General features: G+C 70.6%; 18 protein-coding genes. 12 read left to right on the top strand and 6 right to left on the bottom strand.

All coding sequences use genetic code 11. The features are described from left to right. Nucleotides 1-487 precede the first annotated feature (487 nt). A complete protein-coding gene (gene otnC / locus LGR69_RS12690; RefSeq protein ID WP_230366222.1) occupies nt 488-1,168 on the bottom strand; it encodes a 3-oxo-tetronate 4-phosphate decarboxylase in 681 nt (226 codons plus the stop codon). Further along, nucleotides 1,165-2,172 carry a LacI family DNA-binding transcriptional regulator gene (locus LGR69_RS12685; protein WP_230366221.1) on the bottom strand — a complete coding sequence of 336 codons (1,008 nt, stop codon included), beginning with the start codon at nt 2,170-2,172 and terminating at the stop codon, nt 1,165-1,167. The genes otnC and LGR69_RS12685 overlap by 4 nt, the downstream gene beginning before the upstream one ends. Before the next feature lie 347 nt (nt 2,173-2,519). Here LGR69_RS12685 and LGR69_RS12680 point away from each other — a divergent pair, with 347 nt between their 5' ends. The 5 genes from LGR69_RS12680 (at nt 2,520) to denD (ending at nt 7,944) form a co-directional block, all read left to right on the top strand. Further along, nucleotides 2,520-3,839 carry an MFS transporter gene (locus tag LGR69_RS12680; protein ID WP_230366220.1) on the top strand — a complete coding sequence of 440 codons (1,320 nt, stop codon included), beginning with the start codon at nt 2,520-2,522 and terminating at the stop codon, nt 3,837-3,839. 113 nt (nt 3,840-3,952) lie between these two features. Continuing rightward, complete coding sequence (gene ltnD / locus LGR69_RS12675) at nt 3,953-4,867, top strand: L-threonate dehydrogenase (protein WP_230366219.1); 915 nt, start codon at nt 3,953-3,955, stop codon at nt 4,865-4,867. 14 nt (nt 4,868-4,881) lie between these two features. Then, entirely contained in the window at nt 4,882-5,664 is a 783-nt protein-coding gene (otnI, locus tag LGR69_RS12670; RefSeq protein ID WP_230366218.1) for a 2-oxo-tetronate isomerase, read from the top strand. Continuing rightward, nucleotides 5,661-6,935: a 3-oxo-tetronate kinase gene (otnK, locus tag LGR69_RS12665; RefSeq protein ID WP_230366217.1), complete on the top strand. Its 1,275-nt coding sequence runs from the start codon at nt 5,661-5,663 to the stop codon at nt 6,933-6,935. Before otnI ends, otnK begins: the two co-directional genes overlap by 4 nt. A 31-nt stretch (nt 6,936-6,966) precedes the next feature. Next, a complete protein-coding gene (gene denD / locus LGR69_RS12660) occupies nt 6,967-7,944 on the top strand; it encodes a D-erythronate dehydrogenase (RefSeq protein ID WP_230366216.1) in 978 nt (325 codons plus the stop codon). A 50-nt stretch (nt 7,945-7,994) separates the two neighbouring features. Here denD and LGR69_RS12655 read toward each other — a convergent pair whose 3' ends face one another. Further along, nucleotides 7,995-8,396 carry a type II toxin-antitoxin system VapC family toxin gene (locus tag LGR69_RS12655; protein ID WP_230366215.1) on the bottom strand — a complete coding sequence of 134 codons (402 nt, stop codon included), beginning with the start codon at nt 8,394-8,396 and terminating at the stop codon, nt 7,995-7,997. Beyond that, on the bottom strand, nt 8,396-8,641 hold the full coding sequence (locus LGR69_RS12650; RefSeq protein ID WP_230366214.1) for a type II toxin-antitoxin system VapB family antitoxin: 246 nt from the start codon (nt 8,639-8,641) through the stop codon (nt 8,396-8,398). The genes LGR69_RS12655 and LGR69_RS12650 overlap by 1 nt, the downstream gene beginning before the upstream one ends. 86 nt (nt 8,642-8,727) lie before the next feature. Between LGR69_RS12650 and recQ the strand changes: the two genes are divergently transcribed. The 6 genes from recQ to grxD all read left to right on the top strand — a co-directional run bounded on the left by recQ (nt 8,728) and on the right by grxD (nt 15,497). Then, nucleotides 8,728-10,569, top strand: coding sequence for a DNA helicase RecQ (gene recQ, locus LGR69_RS12645; RefSeq protein WP_007568346.1), 1,842 nt, complete (start codon nt 8,728-8,730; stop codon nt 10,567-10,569). A gap of 191 nt (nt 10,570-10,760) precedes the next feature. Next, complete coding sequence (locus LGR69_RS12640) at nt 10,761-11,924, top strand: hypothetical protein (RefSeq protein WP_007568345.1); 1,164 nt, start codon at nt 10,761-10,763, stop codon at nt 11,922-11,924. 182 nt (nt 11,925-12,106) lie between these two features. Further along, a complete protein-coding gene (gene purL, locus LGR69_RS12635) occupies nt 12,107-14,332 on the top strand; it encodes a phosphoribosylformylglycinamidine synthase subunit PurL (RefSeq protein WP_230366213.1) in 2,226 nt (741 codons plus the stop codon). A 28-nt stretch (nt 14,333-14,360) separates the two neighbouring features. Further along, the gene (locus tag LGR69_RS12630; protein ID WP_007568343.1) at nt 14,361-14,597 is read left to right on the top strand and encodes a BolA family protein; all 237 of its coding nucleotides are present in this window, start codon (nt 14,361-14,363) and stop codon (nt 14,595-14,597) included. Nucleotides 14,598-14,621: 24 nt separating this feature from the next. Continuing rightward, nucleotides 14,622-15,116, top strand: a complete 495-nt coding sequence (locus tag LGR69_RS12625; protein ID WP_091859273.1) for a DUF29 domain-containing protein — start codon at nt 14,622-14,624, stop codon at nt 15,114-15,116. A 42-nt stretch (nt 15,117-15,158) separates the two neighbouring features. Then, on the top strand, nt 15,159-15,497 hold the full coding sequence (grxD, locus tag LGR69_RS12620; RefSeq protein WP_043347809.1) for a Grx4 family monothiol glutaredoxin: 339 nt from the start codon (nt 15,159-15,161) through the stop codon (nt 15,495-15,497). A 69-nt stretch (nt 15,498-15,566) separates the two neighbouring features. Here the strand turns inward: grxD and LGR69_RS12615 are convergent, their stop codons facing one another. Continuing rightward, nucleotides 15,567-16,226 (bottom strand): class I SAM-dependent methyltransferase, encoded by a 660-nt coding sequence (locus tag LGR69_RS12615; protein ID WP_230366212.1) that lies wholly within the window; start codon nt 16,224-16,226, stop codon nt 15,567-15,569. 196 nt (nt 16,227-16,422) lie between these two features. Here LGR69_RS12615 and rlmN point away from each other — a divergent pair, with 196 nt between their 5' ends. Further along, the gene (gene rlmN / locus LGR69_RS12610) at nt 16,423-17,697 is read left to right on the top strand and encodes a dual-specificity RNA methyltransferase RlmN (RefSeq protein WP_230366211.1); all 1,275 of its coding nucleotides are present in this window, start codon (nt 16,423-16,425) and stop codon (nt 17,695-17,697) included. A gap of 150 nt (nt 17,698-17,847) precedes the next feature. On the opposite strand, the gene LGR69_RS12605 is transcribed toward rlmN, so the two are convergent. Further along, complete coding sequence (locus tag LGR69_RS12605; protein ID WP_007568332.1) at nt 17,848-18,972, bottom strand: mechanosensitive ion channel family protein; 1,125 nt, start codon at nt 18,970-18,972, stop codon at nt 17,848-17,850. Nucleotides 18,973-19,004: the final 32 nt, after the last annotated feature.

The raw sequence follows: 19,004 nt of genomic DNA, 5'->3' as shown, positions 1-19,004 counted from the left end.
GACAGGCTGTGAATCTTTCGATCGACAGACGGAATTGCGTCCCGGGGAAGCGCGGGTACCCTCTCCCGTGCGGGAGAGGGACAGGGTGAGGGGGGCGACCTCTCCGGACAAACCTGGTCCCTCACCCCAGCCCTCTCCCGCACGGGAGAGGGGGCCTGTCGCGCTCCGTCCTCGAAGAATTGAGAAACTCATAGCGTCTCACCTGACCGGCGATCGAAGATCGTTGGGCCTCGAAGGAGGGCTCCAGGAATCGCGCGGCCGGCTGGAAGGCTCCTTCGAGGGCTCCGCTTCGCTCCGCCGCCTCAGGATGAGGGGGATTGGTTGGAGGCCGCGCGGCCTTCACGCGATCGCCAAGCGCTTCTCCCGTCAGTGCGAGCGCAGCGAAGCAACCCAGTTTGGCGCGACGCTCGGCGATGGTGCGCTGCCCTGGGTCACTGCGCTAAGCGCGTGATGACGGTGAGATCGAACCCTTGAACCGGAGGCCCCCTCACCCGTGATCATGCCCGGCATGATCCTCCACCTCCGGCAGGGTCAGCCCGAAATGGCTGACGAGATCCGCCACCTGCCCGGGGCTGAGCTGCCGCGGATTGAGGTTGCGAAGCAACAAATAGAGCTTGGCGGTCTCCTCCAGCTCCTCGGTGGCGAAGACCGCACCCTCCAGGCTGTCGCCGGCCACCACCGGGCCGTGATTGGCGAGCAGCACCGAGCTGTACCGGCCGGCGAGCCCCCGGATCGCGTCCGCCACCGCGGGATCGCCCGGGCGGTAATAGGGCACCAGCGCGGTGCCGCCGGTGCGCATCAGGTAATAGGGCGTCAGGGGCGGCAGCACCTGGCGCGGGTCGATCTCCGGCAGCATCGAGACCGCCACCGCGTGGGTCGAGTGCAGGTGCACGATCGCCTTGGCCTCGCCCCGGCTCTCGTAGAGCGCCGCGTGCAGCGGGATTTCTTTCGTCGGCTTGTCGCCCGAGACCAGCCGGCCATCCTGGTCGAGCCGCGAGATCCGGGCCGGGTCGAGGAAGCCCAGCGACGCGTTGGTCGGCGTCACCAGCCAGCCGCCATCGGGCAGGCGCAGCGAGATGTTGCCGGACGAGCCCGGGGTCAGGCCACGCTCGAACAGCGAGCGGCCGTAGCGGCAGATGTCCTCGCGCAGCCGGCTCTCGTCGCTCATGCGGTCGCTCCCTCGATCAGCTCGAATCCGAGATCGATTCTTTTTGGACCTTCACCGATCAGGCAGGCGGCGGCCTGCCGGCCGATCTCCAGGCGCGGGGTGCGCACCGTCGACAGGGGCTGGGGCATCGCCGCCGCGAAGTCGAGCCCGTTGAAGCCGAACAGGGCGATCCGCCCCGGCACGGCCAGGCCCGCCGCCAGGCAGGCGAAGTAGCCGCCGAGCGCCATGTCGTCGTTGGAGAAATACACCGCGTCGAGGTCCGGATGGCGCGCCAGCAGCGCTTCCAGGCCCGCCCGCCCGGAGCCCGGCGAGGACGGCCCGGGCCGGATCTCCTGGGCCTGCAGCGCCAGGCCGGCTTCGCCCAAGGCGGCCTCGAACCCGGCGAGCCGCTTGCCCGCCCGCAGGTCCACCCGCAGGTCGTGGCCGAGATAGGCGATGCGCCGATATCCCCGGGCCACGAGGTGCCGGGCGCTCGCCGCCCCCACCGCCCGGTTGGAGAAGCCGACCACGGCGTCGATCCCCGCCCCGTCCGTGTCGATCATCTCGACCACGCGCACGCCCCCGGCCCGCGCCAGGGCCACCGTCCCGGGATTGTGCTCCAGCCCGGTGAGCAGCAGCGCGGCCGGGCGCCAGGACAGGAGCGCGGCGGCCAGCGCCTCCTCCCGGTCCGGGTCGTAGTCGCTCACCCCGATCACGCAGCGGATGCCCGCGGCGTCCAGCGCACCGGTCAGCCCGCGCAGCAGGTCGGGGAAGACCACGTTGGCAAGCGACGGCACGATCACCCCGGCGAGCTGGGCGCTCGCCCCCGGTCCCGCGAGGCTGCCGGCCAGCCGGTTCGGCACGTAGCCGAGCCGGGCCACGGCCTCCGCCACCCGCTCCCGGGCGCGCTTCGAAGAGGAGCCGTGGTTGCGCAGGACCCGCGAGACCGTGCTCTCGCCGACCCCCGCCTCGCGGGCGACGTCGGTGAGCGTCACGAGCCGCCCCGGCGGCTGGATTCCGTCCATCTCCCGGCCTTTTCGTGCCTCTTCCGCTCCTCCCAACCACGCCCTCATCCTGAGGTGACCGCGTCAGCGGGCCTCGAAGGAGCCCTCCAGATGTCGGCACGGTCCCTGGAGGCCTCCTTCGAGGCCTCCGCTGCGCTTCGGCACCTCAGGATGAGGGGGTTGGATCGGATGCAGGTCTCGCGTTCGGCGGCGCCTTAGACCCCGACATAGCCGCCTGCATTATTCCGCACAACCGGATTGGCAGCGCTGCCAAAAGCCGCTACAGCCCGCGCCAGCGCCGCCGGAACGAGCGGTGAAGACCATTCCCGGACCGCCCTGCGACGCGGCCCGGACCAGGGAGAACGCCGATGCCGGTTCAAGCCGCCCCGCTGCGGGGCGCTGCCCTCGCGGAGGAGAAATCCTTCGTCGACCGGACCTACGCGAAGGTGTTCTGGCGCCTCGTGCCGTTCCTGATGCTCTGCTACGTGGTGGCGTATCTCGACCGGGTGAATGTCGGCTTCGCCAAGCTCCAGATGTCCCAGGAGCTGAAATTCTCCGAGACGGTCTACGGCCTCGGCGCCGGCATTTTCTTTCTGGGCTACTTCCTGTTCGAGGTGCCGTCGAACGTGATCCTGCACCGGGTCGGCGCCCGGGTCTGGATCGCCCGGATCATGATCACCTGGGGGGTGATCTCCGGCGCCTTCCTGTTCGTGAACTCGGAATGGACCTTCTACGGGATGCGCTTCCTGCTGGGTCTCGCCGAGGCGGGCTTCTACCCGGGCGTGATCCTGTACACGACCCAATGGTTCCCGGCCCATCGGCGGGCCAAGGTCATCGCGGTGTTCATGGCCGCGATCCCGATCTCCGGCATCTTCGGCAACCCGCTCTCCGGCTGGATCATGGACGCGTTCAACGGCGCCCAGGGCCTGTCCGGCTGGCAATGGATGTTCCTGATCGAGGCCGTGCCGGCGGTGCTGATCGGCGTCGCGGTGTTCCTCTACCTCGACAACCGTCCCTCCGAGGCCAAGTGGCTGACCGACGCGGAGAAGCAGGTCCTCGAGCGCGACATCGCCGCCGACAACCACGGCAAGGAATCCAGCCCCCACTCGATCGCCACCGTGTTCCGCAACGGCCGCGTGTGGTTCATGAGCCTGATCTACTTCGCCTTCGTCACCGGCCAGTACGGCCTGACCTTCTGGCTGCCGACGATCGTCAAGGCGTCCGGCGTGCAGGGCAACCTCAATATCGGCCTGATCAGCGCGATCCCGTTCCTGTGCGCGGCCATCGTGATGGTCCTGCTGGGCTTGAGCGCCGACCGGATGCGCGAGCGCCGCTGGCACCTGATCGTTCCGGCGCTCGTCGGCGCCGTCGGCTTCGTGGTCTCGGCGACGGCTGGCTCGACCACGATCGCCGTGGCGGCGCTGTCCGTGGCGGCGGCCGGCGTGCTGACCTGCTCGCCCCTGTTCTGGTCCCTGCCCACCGCCTTCCTGAGCGGCGCGGGCGCTGCGGCCGGCATCGCGCTGATCAACTCGGTGGGGAACCTCGCGGGCTTCGTCAGCCCCTACGTGATCGGGGCCCTGCGCGACGCCACCGGCAGCACCGCGGCCGGCATGTACGCGCTGGCGGTGATGCTGGTGGTCGGCTCGGTCTGCGTGTTCGTCACCCCGGCCAAGATGGTCAACCGCTGAGGCTCTGATCCTCATCCGCGACGCGCTCCCTCTCCCGCACGGGAGAGGGGACCCGCGCCTTTCTCGGAGGCCCCGAGCCGGCGGCCTCAATCTCAAGAGCAGGAGCCAACCCGATGGCCACCACCCCGCAGACAGGCCGCGCCGCGGTGATCGGCCTCGGCTCCATGGGCTCCGGCATGGCGGGCTCGCTCCTGCGGGCCGGCTTCTCCGTCGCCGCCTGCGACGTGAACCCGGAGGCCGTCGCCCGCTTCCAGAAGGCGGGCGGGATTGCAGCGGCCGATCCCGCGCAGGCCGCCAGCGGCGCCGACGTAGTGGTGAGCGTGGTGGTCAACGCCGCCCAGACCGAGGCGGTGCTGTTCGGCGAAAACGGCGCCGCCGCGGCGATGCCCGAGGGCGCCGTCTTCGTCTCCTCGGCGACCATGGATCCGGCCGTCGCCCGGGCGCTGGCGGCGCGGCTGGAGGCCACCGGCCGGCACTATCTCGACGCCCCGATGAGCGGCGGCGCCGCTCGGGCTGCGGATGGCGGCCTGACCTTCCTGGCCTCGGGCTCGCCCGCCGCCTTCGCCAAGGCGCGCCCCGCCCTCGATGCCATGGCCGGCACGCTCTACGAGCTCGGCGACGAAGCCGGCCAGGGCGCGGCCTTCAAGATGATCAACCAGCTGCTCGCCGGGGTCCACATCGCCGCCGCCTGCGAGGCCATGAGCTTCGCCGCCAAGCAGGGTCTCGACCTGGCCCGCGTCTACGAGGTGATCACCAAATCGGCGGGCAATTCCTGGATGTTCGAGAACCGGGTGCCCCACATCCTCGACGCGGATTACGCGCCGAAGAGCGCGGTCGACATCTTCGTCAAGGATCTCGGCATCGTGCAGGACATGGCCCGGGCGGAGAAGTACCCGGTCCCGGTGGCCGCGGCGGCGCTCCAGATGTTTTTGATGGCGTCCGGCGCCGGCATGGGCCGGGACGACGATTCCTCCGTGGCGCGGCTCTACGCGCAGGTCTCGGGCGCCAAGCTGCCCGGTCAGGCTTAGGGAGTCCCAAAAACATGCCGCGCTTTGCCGCCAATCTCAGCCTGATGTTCAACGAGGTGCCGTTCCTCGACCGCTTCGAGGCGGCGGCCCGGGCCGGGTTCGACGCCGTCGAGTTCCTGTTCCCCTACGAGCACCCGCCCGAGGCCATCGCCGAGCGGCTTCGGGCGAACGGCCTGACCCAGGCCCTGTTCAACCTGCCGCCGGGGGATTTCGCCAAGGGCGAGCGCGGCTTGGCGGCGTTGCCTGAACGGTTGGATGAGCTGAAGGCCGGCGTCGATACGGCGCTCCGCTACGCCGAGGCGACCGGCGTCGCCCGGCTGCACCTGATGGCGGGCCTCGCCCCGCACGATGACGCCAAAGCCGCCGAGGCCTATCGCCGGGCGGTGGCCTGGACGGCGGAGCGCCTGGGCGGAGCCGGCCTCGACCTCGTGCTCGAGCCGATCAACACCCGCAACATGCCGGGCTACTTCCTCAACGATTTCGGCCGGGCCGCGGACCTGATCCGCGAAATTGCGCTGCCGAACCTGAAGCTCCAGTTCGACCTCTACCATTGCCAGATCCTGCACGGCGACGTGACCATGCGGCTGCGCGCGCTGATGCCGATCATCGGCCATGTCCAGACCGCGAGCGTGCCCGAGCGGCACGAGCCCGGCACCGGCGAGATGAACGACGCGTTCCTGTTCGACGAGCTGGACCGGCTCGGCTACGCCGGTTTCGTCGGCTGCGAGTACATCCCGGCCGCCGACACCGTAGCCGGCCTCGGCTGGCTCGCCGCCTATCAAGGGAGAGCCCGATGAGCCTCGCGCTGGGATGCGTCGCCGACGATTACACGGGCGCCTCGGACCTCGCCAACACCCTGACCAAGGCGGGCCTGCGCACGATCCAAACCATCGGCGTGCCGGAGGATGACCGCGCCCTGCCGGAGGCCGACGCGGTGGTGGTGGCACTCAAGAGCCGCTCGATCCCGGCCGACGAGGCCGTGGCGCGGTCCCGCGAGGCCGAACGCTGGCTGCGGGCCCGGGGCGCGGCCCACGTGATGTTCAAGGTCTGCTCGACCTTCGACTCCACGGATGCCGGCAATATCGGCCCGGTGATGGATGCCCTGCGGGAGGCGGCCGGCGAGCGTATCGCGCTCGTCACCCCCGCCTTCCCGGAGACGGGCCGCAGCGTCTACCAGGGCAACCTGTTCGTCGGTTCTGTGCCGCTGAACGAGAGCCCGCTGAAGGACCACCCGCTCAACCCGATGCGCGACGCCAACCTCGTGCGCGTGCTGGCGCGCCAGAGCGCGGGCGCGGTCGGGCTCATCGACACCGCCACGGTGGCACGGGGCGCCGAGGCGGTGGCGGCCCGGCTCGACGCCCTGGCGGAAGAGGGCAAGCAGGCGGCGATCGCGGACGCGATCTTCGACAGCGACCTCGAAGTGCTCGGCCGGGCGATCATCGCGAAGAAATTCTCGGTGGGCGCCTCGGGGCTCGGGCTCGGCCTCGCCCGGGCCCTCGCCGCCGACGGGCGCGGCACCCGGGATGCGGCCGGCGCGGCCATGGGCGAGCCGGTCGGCGGGGCCGCGGCCTGCCTCGCCGGCAGCTGCTCGCAGGCGACGCTTCAGCAGGTCGCCGCCGCGGAGGCGCAGATGCCGGTGCTGCGCCTCGACACCGCGGCCCTGCTCGCCGGGGCCGACGCGGTGGGGGAGGCGCTGGCCTTTGCCGAGGCGCGTCTGGCCGCCGGCCCGGTGCTGATCGCCTCCTCGGCGACGCCCGAGGCGGTGCGCGCTCTTCAGGCCGAGCACGGGGTCGACACGGTCGGCCACGCCATCGAGGCTGCGCTGGCGGCCATCGCCGAAGGGCTCGTCGCCCGCGGCGTGCGCCGGCTCGTGGTGGCCGGGGGCGAGACCTCGGGCGCCGTGGTCGACCGGCTCGGGCTCCGGGCGTTCCTGCTCGGCCCCGAGATCGCCGCGGGCGTGCCGATCCTGCGCACCGCCGGCCGGCCCGAGCCGATGCTGCTCGCCCTGAAATCCGGCAATTTCGGCGGCCCGGACTTCTTCGGGCGCGCCCTGGACATGATGGCCTGACGCGGCAAACAATCGGACGAAGAGGTCTCCCATGCACGCTCTGATTCTCGGCGCCGCCGGCATGATCGGCCGCCGCCTCGTCGATGCCCTGGTCGCGGACGGCACGGTCGGCGGTCAGCCGCTCACCGCCCTCACCCTGCTCGACGTCGTGCCGCCCACGGCACCGGCAGGCTTCTCCGGCCCGGTGAAGGCCGAGGCCGCGGATCTCACCGCCCCCGGCGCCGCGGAGGCCGCCATCGCCGAGCGGCCGGGGGTGATCTTCCACCTGGCCGCCGTGGTCTCGGGCGAGGCCGAGGCCAACCTGGAGCTGGGCTACCGGGTCAATCTCGACGGCACGCGGCTTCTGCTCGACGCGATCCGCCGGGCCAATGCCGCGGACGGCTACCGGCCGAAGCTGGTCTTCACCTCGTCGCTCGCCGTGTTCGGGCCGCCCTTCCCGAAGGTGATCCCGGACGATTTCATCCTGCGCCCGGCCTCCTCGTACGGCGTCCAGAAGGCGATGGGCGAGCTGATGCTCGCCGATTACGCGCGGCGCGGCTTCCTCGACGGGATCGGCCTGCGCCTGCCGACCATCTGCGTGCGCCCGGGCAAGCCCAACAAGGCGGCCTCGGGCTTCTTCTCCGGGATCATCCGCGAGCCGCTGGCCGGCCAGCCCGCGATCCTGCCGGTCCCCGACACGGTGCGCCACTGGTTCGCGAGCCCCGCCGCCGCGGTGGGGTTCCTGGTCCACGCCGCCGGGCTCGACCTCGCGGCGATCGGCCCGCGGATCAGCCTGACCATGCCGGGCGTCTCCGCCACCGTGGCCGAGGAGATCGAGGCCCTGCGGCGCGTGGCCGGCGACAAAGCCGTGGCGCTGATCCGGCGCGAGCCCGACGCGACCATCGCCCGGATCGTCTCCTCCTGGCCGGAGGCGTTCGAGCCGGAGGCGGCTCTGGCGCTCGGCTTCCGGGCGGACGTCTCCTTCGACGCGATCGTGGCCCAGCACGTGGCGGAGTTCCACGGCGGCTGATGCCCCATCAAGGCCTTCCGGTCGTGTCTCGGCTCCGAGGCCCGAAGGCGTCAAACCAGGGCGGAGCGGATATCCGTCTGCGGAAAATCGTCGCCCACGAACAGCAGCGGCATGCCGTGGGCCTGCGCGCAGGCATAGGCGAAGCAGTCGCCGAGGTTCAGACGGGCGGGATGGCGGCCCTTGCCGAAGCGGGCATGGGCGGTCAGGGCCTCGTGGCTTTCGGTCGCGCCAATCGGGACGATGCGGATATCGCTCGCGAGAAGAAAGCGCAGGATCTGCGATTCCGAGGCCGCCAAATCCTGGGCGAGCTTCCGTGTGAGGGCTGTGGCGGTCTCGAACACGGCAACAGCTGATGTGATCGGCATCTCCGCCCCATCAAGGCAGCGAATCAAGTCGGCGGCCGCCGGCTCGTCCGACAGGATCGCGACCATCGCGGACGCGTCGACGAACATCACTCGTCGTTCAGGCTATCGTAGAACGCCTTGTCGGCCTCCAGGCCCGTGCGCGGGATCGCCGCGATCTCGTCGAGCAGCGGCTTCAGCCGCTCCGCGAGCGGCACCCGCGGCACCCGCGGCTCCTGACGCTCCAGCTCGTTCGTGAGCGCGATCCGCACCGCCTCGGTCTTGCTCACGCCGGCCCGCGAGGCCAGTTTCTCCGCGAGCTGGTTCACCTCTTCGCTGCGGATGTTGAGCGGCATGACCGTCCCCGTGTAGAGATCCGAAAGGCTAGTGTCTCGACACGGGCGCCGCAAGCCGCGCGCCGCCACCCCGAACAAGGATCCCGATGACCCGCCTCGACGAGGCCCGCGCCGCGCTGAAGAAGACCTTCGGGTACGAGGATTTCCGCCCCGGGCAGGACGAGGTGATCGGCGCGGTTCTGGACGGCGACGACGTGTTCGCCGTGATGCCCACGGGCTCGGGCAAGTCGATGACCTACCAGCTCCCGGCCCTGGTCGATCCCGGGCTGACCGTGGTGGTCTCGCCCCTGATCGCGCTGATGCACGATCAGGTGCAGCAGATGCGCAGCGTCGGCGTCGAGGCCGCCACCCTCAACTCGACGGTGGCGGAGGCCGAGTCGCGCGAGACCTGGCGCAGCCTGCGGTCCGGGGAGCTGCGGCTGCTGTTCGTCTCCCCTGAGCGCCTGCTGATGGAGGGCTGCATCGAGGCCCTGCGCGGGGTCGGGGTCCGGCGGCTGGCCGTGGACGAGGCCCATTGCGTCTCGCAATGGGGGCACGATTTCCGCCCGGAATACCGCGAGATCGCCCGGGCCCGGCAGGCGCTGGGCAACGTCCAGACCCTGGCGCTGACCGCCACCGCGGATGCCGCAACCCGGGCCGAGATCGCCGAGCGGCTGTTCCCGCAGGGGCGCGGCCCGAAGATCTTCGTCCATTCCTTCGACCGACCGAACATCCGGCTGACCTTCCAGCCCAAGGACAACCCGGCCCGGCAGATCGAGCGGTTCCTGAAGCATCGGCGAGCGGAGAGCGGGATCATCTACTGCTCCTCGCGCAAGCGCGTCGAGCAGCTGGCCGAGACCCTCAAGAAGGACGGGTTCGACGCCCTGCCCTACCATGCCGGGCTCGACCAGGGCACGCGGATGCGCAACCAGGACCGGTTCCTCCAGGAGGACGGCGTGGTGATGACCGCGACGATCGCCTTCGGCATGGGCATCAACAAGCCCGACGTGCGCTTCGTCTGCCACGCCGACATGCCCAACAACGTCGAGGGCTACTACCAGGAGATCGGCCGCGCCGGCCGCGACGGGCTGCCGGCCGACACGCTGACCCTCTACGGCCTCGACGACATGGCGCTGCGCCGCCGCCAGATCGACGAGAAGGAGATCTCCGACGAGCGCCGCCGGGTCGAGCGGCGCAAGCTCGAGGCGATGATCTCCCTGTGCGAGGGCGCCACCTGCCGGCGCCAATCGCTGCTCGGCTATTTCGGCGAGGCGAGCGAGCCCTGCGGCCGCTGCGACCTGTGCCGCGGCGGCGTCACCCTGGTGGACGGGACCGTGGCGGCGCAGAAGATCCTGTCGGCGATCGTGCGCACCGGCCAGCGCTTCGGCGCGGCCTATATCTGCGACGTGGTCCACGGCAAGGAGAGCGAGCAGGTCCGCCGCAACGGCCATACCAGCCTCAAGACCTTCGGGGTCGGCGCCGACAAGCCGGTGGCCGCCTGGCGGGCGATCCTGCGCCAGCTCTTCGCCGCCGGGGCGATCGCCGAGAACGCCGACGGCTATGGCGGCCTGTCCATGACCGAGAAGGGCGAGGCGATCCTGTTCGGGCGCGAGCCGGTCAAGCTGCGCCCCGACCCGGAGCCGAAGGTCGAATCCCGCGACCGCCGCCGGGCCGCGCCGCGCGAGGAGGGCGAGATCGCGCTCTCCGAGACGGACGAGGCGCTGTTCCAGCATCTGCGGGGCCTGCGCGCCACCCTGGCCCGGGCCGAGGGCATCGCCGCCTTCATGGTGTTCCCGGACCGGACCCTGATCGAGATGGCCCGGCAGAAGCCCGTCGACCTCTGGGCCCTGCGCACGGTCCACGGGGTCGGCGAGCGCAAACGCGAGGCCTATGGCGAGCGCTTCGTGGCGGCGATCGGCGAGTTCCTGGCCCATCCACCGGCGGCGTGAGCGCCGGTCCGGCGCAAGCCCCACGCAGTTTCACCCTCGGCGCGCCCGGCCGCGTCGTGTAGAGCGCTCGCCGCCCACTCGTACCGATCGGACCCGTCATTTCGATTCCCGCCCCCGTCGCCGACACACCGGCCCAGAACGATCCAGGCGAGCCGGCCGGCACGGCATCGCTGACGCTGACCTCCCGCATCGTGTTCTACCTGCCGGGCTTCGATCCGCGCGATCCCGAGACCTACTGGGGCCTGTTCCGCCGCGAGGCCCGGTTCACCGCCGCGCGCCGGGGCGCCGCGATCACGGTCGGCGATCCGGTCCGCTCGGCGGACGGGATCGAGCTCGCCTGGACGGCGGAGTCGCGCGGGGTCTCGACCCGCTACGTCCTGCTGCGCTGGGAGGACATCGTCCGCGCCCGGTTCCCGCAATCCGACTGGACGCGGCTCCGGGGCGTGCCGGCCCTGCTCTGGCGGCTGTGGCGGTCCGGCTACATGGCGAACCTGCGCCGGGAGGGCTGGCGGTTCTCCACGGTGATCTTCTGCGTCCACTACATCTACATCGCGCTGGCGCTTCTCAGCCTCGCGGCGGCGGCGGGGCTCACCAGCCTGGCGCCGGCGGCGCTCCAGCCCTGGGCCCTGGTGGCGGTGCCGCCGCTCGCCTACGCGATCCTGGCCGGGCTGATCCGGGCGACCCGCGGCAAGCCGCTCTACGTGCCCCACCTCGTGGACGACACCGCCTTCACGCATGCCTACGCGGCGGGCGAGGCGCCCGAGATGGACCCCCGCCTCGATGCCTTCGCGGCACGCATCCACGCCGCCGAAGGCGAGGCCGACGAGGTGGTGGTGGTCGGCCATTCCTCATCGAGCTTCCTGGGCATCGAGGTGCTGGACCGGGTGCTCGCCCGCGACCCGGGCTTCGGCAGCCGCGGCACGCCGGTCTCGTTCGTGAGCATCGGCAGCGTCATCCCCTGGCTCGGCCTCGACCCGGCCGCCCGGACATTCCGCGACAGCCTCATGCGCTTCGGGCGGGCCGCGCAGATCGGATGGCTCGACGTGCGCGCCACCTGGGATTGGCTGTCGATCCACAAGAACAACCCGATCGCCGCCTGCGGCCTCACCCCACCCGATCCCGCCCGACCGGCCGTGCGCTGGGTGGCGATCCACGAGCTGATCACCGGCGCCGATGTCGGCCGGCGCCAGTGGAACCTGTTCCAGATGCATTTCCAGCTGCTCATGGCGAGCCAGCGCGACAGCGGTTTCGACTATCTCGACGTGGTCACCGGGCCGGAGCCGGTGCACGTCCTGGTCGCCCGCTGCCAGGAGGACGGGCCGCCCGAGGGGCCGGGTGGCGAGACCGGGATTTAGCGCTGCGGCCTCGCCGTGCGCATCCGTCCGGGCCGCCTCCACGCCCCCTGCCCCGCGTCGGCGGATGTTGCCAGCGCGGGCGCTTCCGCTTTAGAGCCGGGGCAGCTTGAGATCTCAGCCCGGTTCGGGTTCGCCGCGGTATGCGTCTCTCAAGACGGACCGCTCTCTGCCGAGACCTTCGCATGTTCCGCAACGACGTTCCGATCACCCCCGAGCTCGTGGCCCAGCACGGCCTCACGCCGGAGGAGTACGAGCGCTTCCGCGGCCTGATCGGGCGCGACCCGACGCTGACCGAGCTCGGCATCGTCTCGGCGATGTGGAACGAGCACTGCTCGTACAAGTCGTCGCGCAAGCACCTGCGCGGGCTCCCGACCTCGGCGCCCTGGGTGATCCAGGGGCCGGGCGAGAATGCCGGCGTGATCGATATCGGCGACGGCCTGGCCTGCGTCTTCAAGATGGAGAGCCACAACCACCCGAGCTACATCGAGCCCTACCAGGGCGCGGCGACCGGCGTCGGCGGCATCCTGCGGGACGTGTTCACCATGGGCGCGCGGCCGATCGCGGCGCTCAACGCCCTCCGGTTCGGCTCCCCCGACCACCCGCGTACCCGCGGCCTGGTCTCGGGCGTGGTGGCCGGCGTCGGCGGCTACGGCAATTCCTTCGGCGTGCCCACCGTCGGCGGCCTGACCGGCTTCCACCGGCGCTACGACGGCAACATCCTGGTCAACGCCATGGCGGTGGGGCTCGCCCGCACCGACGCGATCTTCTACGCGGCCGCCACCGGGGTCGGGAACCCGATCGTCTATCTCGGCTCCAAGACCGGCCGCGACGGCATCCACGGCGCCACCATGGCGTCCGCGGAGTTCGACGAGGCCTCCGAGTCGAAGCGCCCGACCGTGCAGGTCGGCGACCCCTTCGCCGAGAAGCTGCTGCTCGAGGCCTGCCTGGAGCTGATGGCGTCCGGCGCGGTGATCGCCATCCAGGACATGGGCGCGGCGGGGCTGACCTGCTCGGCGGTCGAGATGGGCGCCAAGGGCGACCTCGGTGTCGAGCTCGACATCGAGAAGGTGCCGGCCCGCGAGGCCGGCATGACCCCCTACGAGATGATGCTGTCCGAGAGCCAGGAGCGCATGCTCATGGTGCTCAAGCCCGGCATGGAGGCCGAGGCCGAGGCGATTTTCGTGAAGTGGGGCCTCGACTTCGCGGTGATCGGCCGGACCACCGACACGCTGCGCTTCGTGATCAAGTGGCACGGCGAGACCGTGGCCGACCTGCCGATCAAGGAACTCGGCGACGAGGCGCCGCTCTACGACCGGCCGCACCTGGCCAACACCCACCAGCCGGTGATCGCCGCATCCACGGTGCCGGCGCCGGCCTCGCTGACCGACGCCCTCAAGCGCCTCGTCGGCTCGCCCGACCTCGCCTCGAAGCGCTGGGTCTACGAGCAGTACGATCACTTCATCCTCGGCAACACCGTGCAGAAGCCGGGCGGTGACGCCGCGATCGTGCGGGTCGAGGACGGCCCGAAAGCCCTGGCCATCACCTGCGACGTCACCCCGCGCTATTGCGAGGCCGATCCGGTCGAGGGCGGCCGGCAGGCCGTGGCCGAGGCCTGGCGCAACATCACCGCGGTGGGGGCCAAGCCGCTCGCCATCACCGACAACCTGAACTTCGGCAACCCGGAGAAGCCCGAGGTGATGGGCCAGCTCGTCGGCTGCCTCCAGGGCATCGGCGAGGCCTGCCGGGCCCTCGACTTCCCGGTCGTGTCGGGCAACGTCTCGCTCTACAACGAGACCAACGGGGTCGGCATCCTGCCGACCCCGACCATCGGCGGCGTCGGCGTGCTCGACGACGTGGAGCGCCACGCCACGATCGCGCTCAAGCGCGAGGGCGACGTGCTGGTGCTGGTCGGTGCCGGCGAGGGCTGGCTCGGCCAGTCGTCCTATCTGGCGGTGATCGAGGGCCGGGAAGAGGGCGCGCCGCCGCCGGTGGATCTCTCGCTCGAGCGCCGCAACGGCGATTTCGTGCGCGGGCTGATCACCGCCGGCATCGTCGACACCGTCCACGACCTGTCCGATGGCGGCCTCGCCGTGGCGCTCGCCGAGATGGCTATGGCCGGCGGCATCGGCGCGGCCCTGCCGGAGGTGCCGGTGAACCTGGCCCCCCACGCCTACCTGTTCGGCGAGGACCAGGCCCGCTACCTGCTCGCGGTCGACGCCGAGGCGGCCACCGACCTGCTCTACAGCGCCTCGGCCCAGGGTATCGACGCCGCCGTGGTCGGGGTGACCGGCTCCGACCGTTTGACCCTGCCGGGCGGCGAGACCATATCCCTGTCCGAGCTGATCGAGGCCCACGAGGGCTGGCTGCCGAATTACATGGCGAGCCAGCCGGCCGCCCCGGCCGCCTGACCACCCCTTACGCCCCAGGAGTTTCCCGATGCCGATGGATGCGGGCGAGATCGAGCGCATGATCCGCGAAGCGCTGCCCGACGCGCAGGTCGAGATCCGCGATCTGGCCGGCGACGGCGACCACTACGCCGCCACCGTCCTGTCCGCGGCCTTCAAGGGCAAGACCCGGGTCGCCCAGCACCAGATGGTCTACGGCGCGCTCCAGGGCCGGATGGGCGGCGTGCTGCACGCCCTTGCGCTGACCACGGGCGTCCCTCAGGATTAGCGCCCGTTCGCGAGAGTCGTCCCGATGGACCGACCGAGTCTCTACGACGACGACATCGTCACCTGGGCCGAGGAACAGGCTGCGGCTCTGCGCGCGCTCGGAACCCGCAGCGACCTGTCTAATGCGGTCGATTGGGCGAACGTCGCGGAGGAGATCGAGAGCGTGGGGCGATCCCATTTGCGGGCGGTCGAGGGCCTGCTCATCCAGACGCTCGCTCACCTCTTGAAGCGCGCCTCCGCGCCCCTCGCCCCATCAAGCTTGCATTGGCGCGAAGAGATCGCGACATTCCAGATTACGGCTTGGAACGCGTACGAGTCGTCGATGCGGCAGAGGTTGAACTGGCCGAGGATCTGGAAATCCGCAGTTACGGCCGCAGAGGCTGGTCTCGGCGTCTTTGGGAACCAGATCCTTCCGGGACTACCGAAGGCGTGCCCGATTGCGGCCGAGGACCTTTTGACCGAACGCTTTGATATCGATCAGGCGCTTCGTGTGATCGCCGCCTCGGTTGCGCGCCGGTGATCGAGACCGCACATACGAGATCGAATAACCGAGGATAGAGTGATGACCGACGCCAACACGACCATCCAGAACGAGATCGCCTCCCAGGACGTGGTGGTGTTCATGAAGGGCACGCCGCAGATGCCGCAATGCGGCTTCTCGGGCCAGGTGGTACAGATCCTCAATTACCTCGGCGTGCCGTTCAAGGGCGTGAACGTGCTGGCCGATCAGGGCATCCGTGAGGGCATCAAGGCCTTCTCGAACTGGCCGACCATCCCGCAGATCTACGTCAAGGGCGAGTTCGTCGGCGGCTGCGACATCACCCGGGAGATGTTCCAGTCGGGCGAGCTGCAGACCTTCCTGGCCGAGAAGGGCGTCCCGGTGAAGACTGCCGCCGCCTGACTCTTTGGGACCTCGCCGGATGGATCAGGGCGCCTGCGGGCGCCCTTTTTCATGCCTGGATCGACCGTGTCAGCGCGGCGCCCGGGCCGCGAACAGGGCGACGCAGCCCTCGACGGTGATCTCGACCGACCGGAAGCGCTGATCCAGCGCCGCCCGCAGGGCCGGCAATGTGTCGCCCGTGTTCGAGAACACCCCCTTCCGGTTGTAGACCCGCATCAGGGCCCGCGCCGCCGCCGTGGTCGGGACGCCGCCGGACAGGATCGTGGCGCCGAACACGGTCCCATCGTCACGCAGGCAGGGCCGCACCGTGTCGAAGGCGGCGGCCTTGGCCGCGATATCCTCCGGCAGGCAGTGCAGCAGGTAGGTCAGGCCGATCGAGGCGAAGGGCGCGATGCCGGTGGCCGGGCGGCCGCCGAGCACGTCGAGCCGATAGCGCTCGGGCCGGTAGCGGGCGATGCGCCGCGCCGCATAGTCGAGGCTGTCGGCGTTGAGGTCCATCAGGCCGATCCGGGGCGCCGGGGTCGGGAAACGGCAGCGGTCGAGGTACCAGCCGGTCCCGACGCCGACATCGAGATGCGCCGCGCCCACGTGCCGGTCGTAGAGCGCGAGGATCCGCGCGGTCGGGCAGCGCCAGATCAGCGGGTTGGACAGGCGCAGCACGACGAGGTCGTAGAGCTGCAGGGTCCCGGAATTGTAGATCGCCTGTCCGGCTTCGGTATCGCCTGCCATCGCACTCCGTCGGGTCACCTGTGGGCGGCGCGCATTCGCGTTCGCCGGTGCGATCGCCTATATAGAACCATTCAACGCCCAGACACCGCCGATCCCCGCGTGACCGGCGGCGCCTGGGCCTTTGTCGTGACGCGCTCCCTGTCGCCGAACCGGCTTCCCCGTCGGCGGTGAGCGCCCTGAGGATAGATCGATCATCATGGCGACGCCGTCGCTCGACAGCGCCCGCGCGGCCGAACCCGCGATCGAGAAGGCGCCCGATTTCCAGCCCGCGCTGCTCCCCGGCCGGCCGCCGTCGCTGGTCGGGCTCACCCGGGACGCGCTCAAGGCGCAGCTCGTCGGCATGGGCGTGCCCGAGCGCGAGAGCCGCATGCGGGCGGGCCAGATCTGGCACTGGGTCAATTTCCGCGGGGCGACCGACTTCGCCGCGATGACCAATGTCGGCAAGGCGCTGAAGGCCGAGCTCGCGCGGCACTTCACCCTGGAGCGGCCCGAGGTGGCGAGCCGCCAGGTCTCCCGCGACGGCACCCGCAAGTGGCTGCTGCGCATGGCGCCCACCAACCCGCAGGAGCACAATCGCGGCGCCGAGATCGAGTGCGTCTACATCCCGGGCCCGGACCGCGGCACGCTCTGCGTGTCGAGCCAGGTCGGCTGCACCCTCACCTGCTCGTTCTGCCACACCGGCACGCAGCGCCTCGTGCGCAACCTCTCGGCCGCCGAGATCGTGCAGCAGCTCGTGGTCGCCCGGGACGAGCTCGGCGACTGGGCCGGCCAGATGCCCAGCCGCGACGCCTCCGGGGCCGGAGAGGTCGGACGGCTGGTCACCAACATCGTGTTCATGGGCATGGGCGAGCCCCTGTACAACCTGGACGCCGTGATCGACGCGGTCGGCGTGATGTCCGACCAAGAGGGGCTCGGCCTCTCCCGGCGGCGGATCACGGTCTCGACCTCCGGGGTGGTGCCGCAGATCCCCCGCCTCGGCGAGGCGGCCAACGCCATGCTGGCGATCTCGCTCCACGCTGTGCGAGACGACCTGCGCAACGAGCTGGTGCCGCTCAACCGCAAATATCCGATCGCCCAGCTGCTCGAGGCCTGCCGGACCTATCCGGGCGTGAGCAACGCCCGCCGCATCACCTTCGAGTACGTGATGCTGAAGGGCGTCAACGATTCCGACGCGGATGCGCGCGAGCTGGTCCGCCTGCTCAAGGGCATCCCGGCCAAGATCAACCTGATCCCGTTCAATCCCTGGCCCGGTAGCCGCTACGAATGCTCGGACTGGGACCGGATCGAGCGCTTCTCCGAGATCGTGTTCAACGCCGGCTACGCCTCGCCGGTGCGCACGCCCCGGGGCCGGGACATCCTGGCCGCCTGCGGTCAGCTCAAGAGCGAGACCGAAAAGCTGCGCGCCCGGGCCCGGCTGATGCAGGAAGAGGGCATCGGCGTGGAGAGCTTCTACGCCGGCGCCGACGATTAGAAGGCAGGTTTCTAAAGGGCCCGAGGCCCTGTGGCGGGGTTCGGGGCGCGCAGCCCCGAGGGCCATCCCAGGGCTCTGCCCTGGACCCGCAAAAGGTCCCGGACCTTTTGAAACCAAGACCTCGGCGAACAGGCGCTCCGGGCTGAGCCATCACGCCGCGATCCGATGCCCGTCCGCGCGGCGCAGGGCCGGCTCCTCGGCGCCGACCCATTCCGTGCGGTGCCGCGGCAGGGCCTCCGGGTGCTCGGCCTGGAGCCAGGTGATCATCGCCTCGCGGATCACGCAGCGCAGGTCCCAGGCCTGGGGCGCGTTGCGGGCGCTCACCAGCATCCGCACCTCGATCGTGTTCTCCTTGGCGTCCGAGACCTGCAGGTTCACCACCTTGCCGTCCCACAGGGGCGTGGCGGCGGCGATCTCGGACAGCTTCTCGCGCATCCGCGCCACCGGGGCGCGGTGGTCGACGTAGAGGAACACGCTGCCGATCAGCGAGGCGCCGTCGCGGGTCCAGTTCTGGAACGGCTTCTGGATGAAGTAGGTGAGCGGCAGGACCAGCCGGCGCCAATCCCAGAGGCGGACCACCACGTAGGTGGAGGTGATCTCCTCGACCCAGCCCCACTCGTTCTCGACGATCACCGCGTCCTCGATCCGGATCGGCTGGGTGATGGCGATCTGGATGCCGGCCACGAGGTTCGACAGGACCGGCTGCATCGCCAAGCCGAGGATCAGGCCGGCGGCGCCCGCCGAGGCCAGCAGGCTCACCCCGTACTGGCGCACCGGCTCGAAGGTCATCAGCGCCACCGAGACGGTGATCAGGCCGACCAGGGTCACGGCGGCCCGCTCGAGGATGCGCATCTGGGTGAAGTGCTTGCGCGCCAGCAGGTTGTCCTCGGCGTCGAGCTTGAACCGGCGCAGGTAGATCACCGTGGCGATGTGGAGCGCGGTGGCGCAGCACCAGCCGGTCAGCGTGACGAAGGCGACGAGCAGGATCTGGTTGAGGGCCACCCGCACCTCCCAGGACAGGTGTACGGTGGTCAGGGCGAGGCTGATCGCCACGACGATCAGGCCCAGCCGGCTCGGGCCGTGGGTGCGCGAGACGAGCGAGCGCCAGAACAGGCTCTTGCCCGCCACGGCGCGCTTCATCGAGCGGTAGGCCACGCCGTGCAGCGGCATCACCACCGCGCAGCAGACGACGACGACGATCAGGCTTTCGGCCCACCACGGCAGATAGGCCAGCGCAGAGGCGGCACGGCCGGTCAGGGCATCGAGGTCCGGCATCGGGCATCACCTCCACGGTTCCGAACGGGACC

This window comes from Methylobacterium brachiatum, from assembly GCF_020523825.1.
Lineage (GTDB): Bacteria > Pseudomonadota > Alphaproteobacteria > Rhizobiales > Beijerinckiaceae > Methylobacterium > Methylobacterium brachiatum.
This window is presented reverse-complemented; position numbering and strand designations above follow the sequence as displayed.

Bases quoted from the DNA above. Each gene is read 5' to 3' on its own strand.
- LGR69_RS12650 (WP_230366214.1), bottom strand. From the start codon at position 8,641: ATGCCGCTCAACATCCGCAGCGAAGAGGTGAACCAGCTCGCGGAGAAA.
- otnC (WP_230366222.1), bottom strand. From the start codon at position 1,168: ATGAGCGACGAGAGCCGGCTGCGCGAGGACATCTGCCGCTACGGCCGC.
- LGR69_RS12615 (WP_230366212.1), bottom strand. From the start codon at position 16,226: ATGGCAGGCGATACCGAAGCCGGACAGGCGATCTACAATTCCGGGACC.
- LGR69_RS12680 (WP_230366220.1), top strand. From the start codon at position 2,520: ATGCCGGTTCAAGCCGCCCCGCTGCGGGGCGCTGCCCTCGCGGAGGAG.
- denD (WP_230366216.1), top strand. From the start codon at position 6,967: ATGCACGCTCTGATTCTCGGCGCCGCCGGCATGATCGGCCGCCGCCTC.
- otnK (WP_230366217.1), top strand. From the start codon at position 5,661: ATGAGCCTCGCGCTGGGATGCGTCGCCGACGATTACACGGGCGCCTCG.
- grxD (WP_043347809.1), top strand. From the start codon at position 15,159: ATGACCGACGCCAACACGACCATCCAGAACGAGATCGCCTCCCAGGAC.
- LGR69_RS12630 (WP_007568343.1), top strand. From the start codon at position 14,361: ATGCCGATGGATGCGGGCGAGATCGAGCGCATGATCCGCGAAGCGCTG.
- rlmN (WP_230366211.1), top strand. From the start codon at position 16,423: ATGGCGACGCCGTCGCTCGACAGCGCCCGCGCGGCCGAACCCGCGATC.
- LGR69_RS12605 (WP_007568332.1), bottom strand. From the start codon at position 18,972: ATGCCGGACCTCGATGCCCTGACCGGCCGTGCCGCCTCTGCGCTGGCC.
- ltnD (WP_230366219.1), top strand. From the start codon at position 3,953: ATGGCCACCACCCCGCAGACAGGCCGCGCCGCGGTGATCGGCCTCGGC.
- LGR69_RS12655 (WP_230366215.1), bottom strand. From the start codon at position 8,396: ATGTTCGTCGACGCGTCCGCGATGGTCGCGATCCTGTCGGACGAGCCG.
- otnI (WP_230366218.1), top strand. From the start codon at position 4,882: ATGCCGCGCTTTGCCGCCAATCTCAGCCTGATGTTCAACGAGGTGCCG.
- recQ (WP_007568346.1), top strand. From the start codon at position 8,728: ATGACCCGCCTCGACGAGGCCCGCGCCGCGCTGAAGAAGACCTTCGGG.
- LGR69_RS12625 (WP_091859273.1), top strand. From the start codon at position 14,622: ATGGACCGACCGAGTCTCTACGACGACGACATCGTCACCTGGGCCGAG.
- LGR69_RS12685 (WP_230366221.1), bottom strand. From the start codon at position 2,172: ATGGACGGAATCCAGCCGCCGGGGCGGCTCGTGACGCTCACCGACGTC.
- purL (WP_230366213.1), top strand. From the start codon at position 12,107: ATGTTCCGCAACGACGTTCCGATCACCCCCGAGCTCGTGGCCCAGCAC.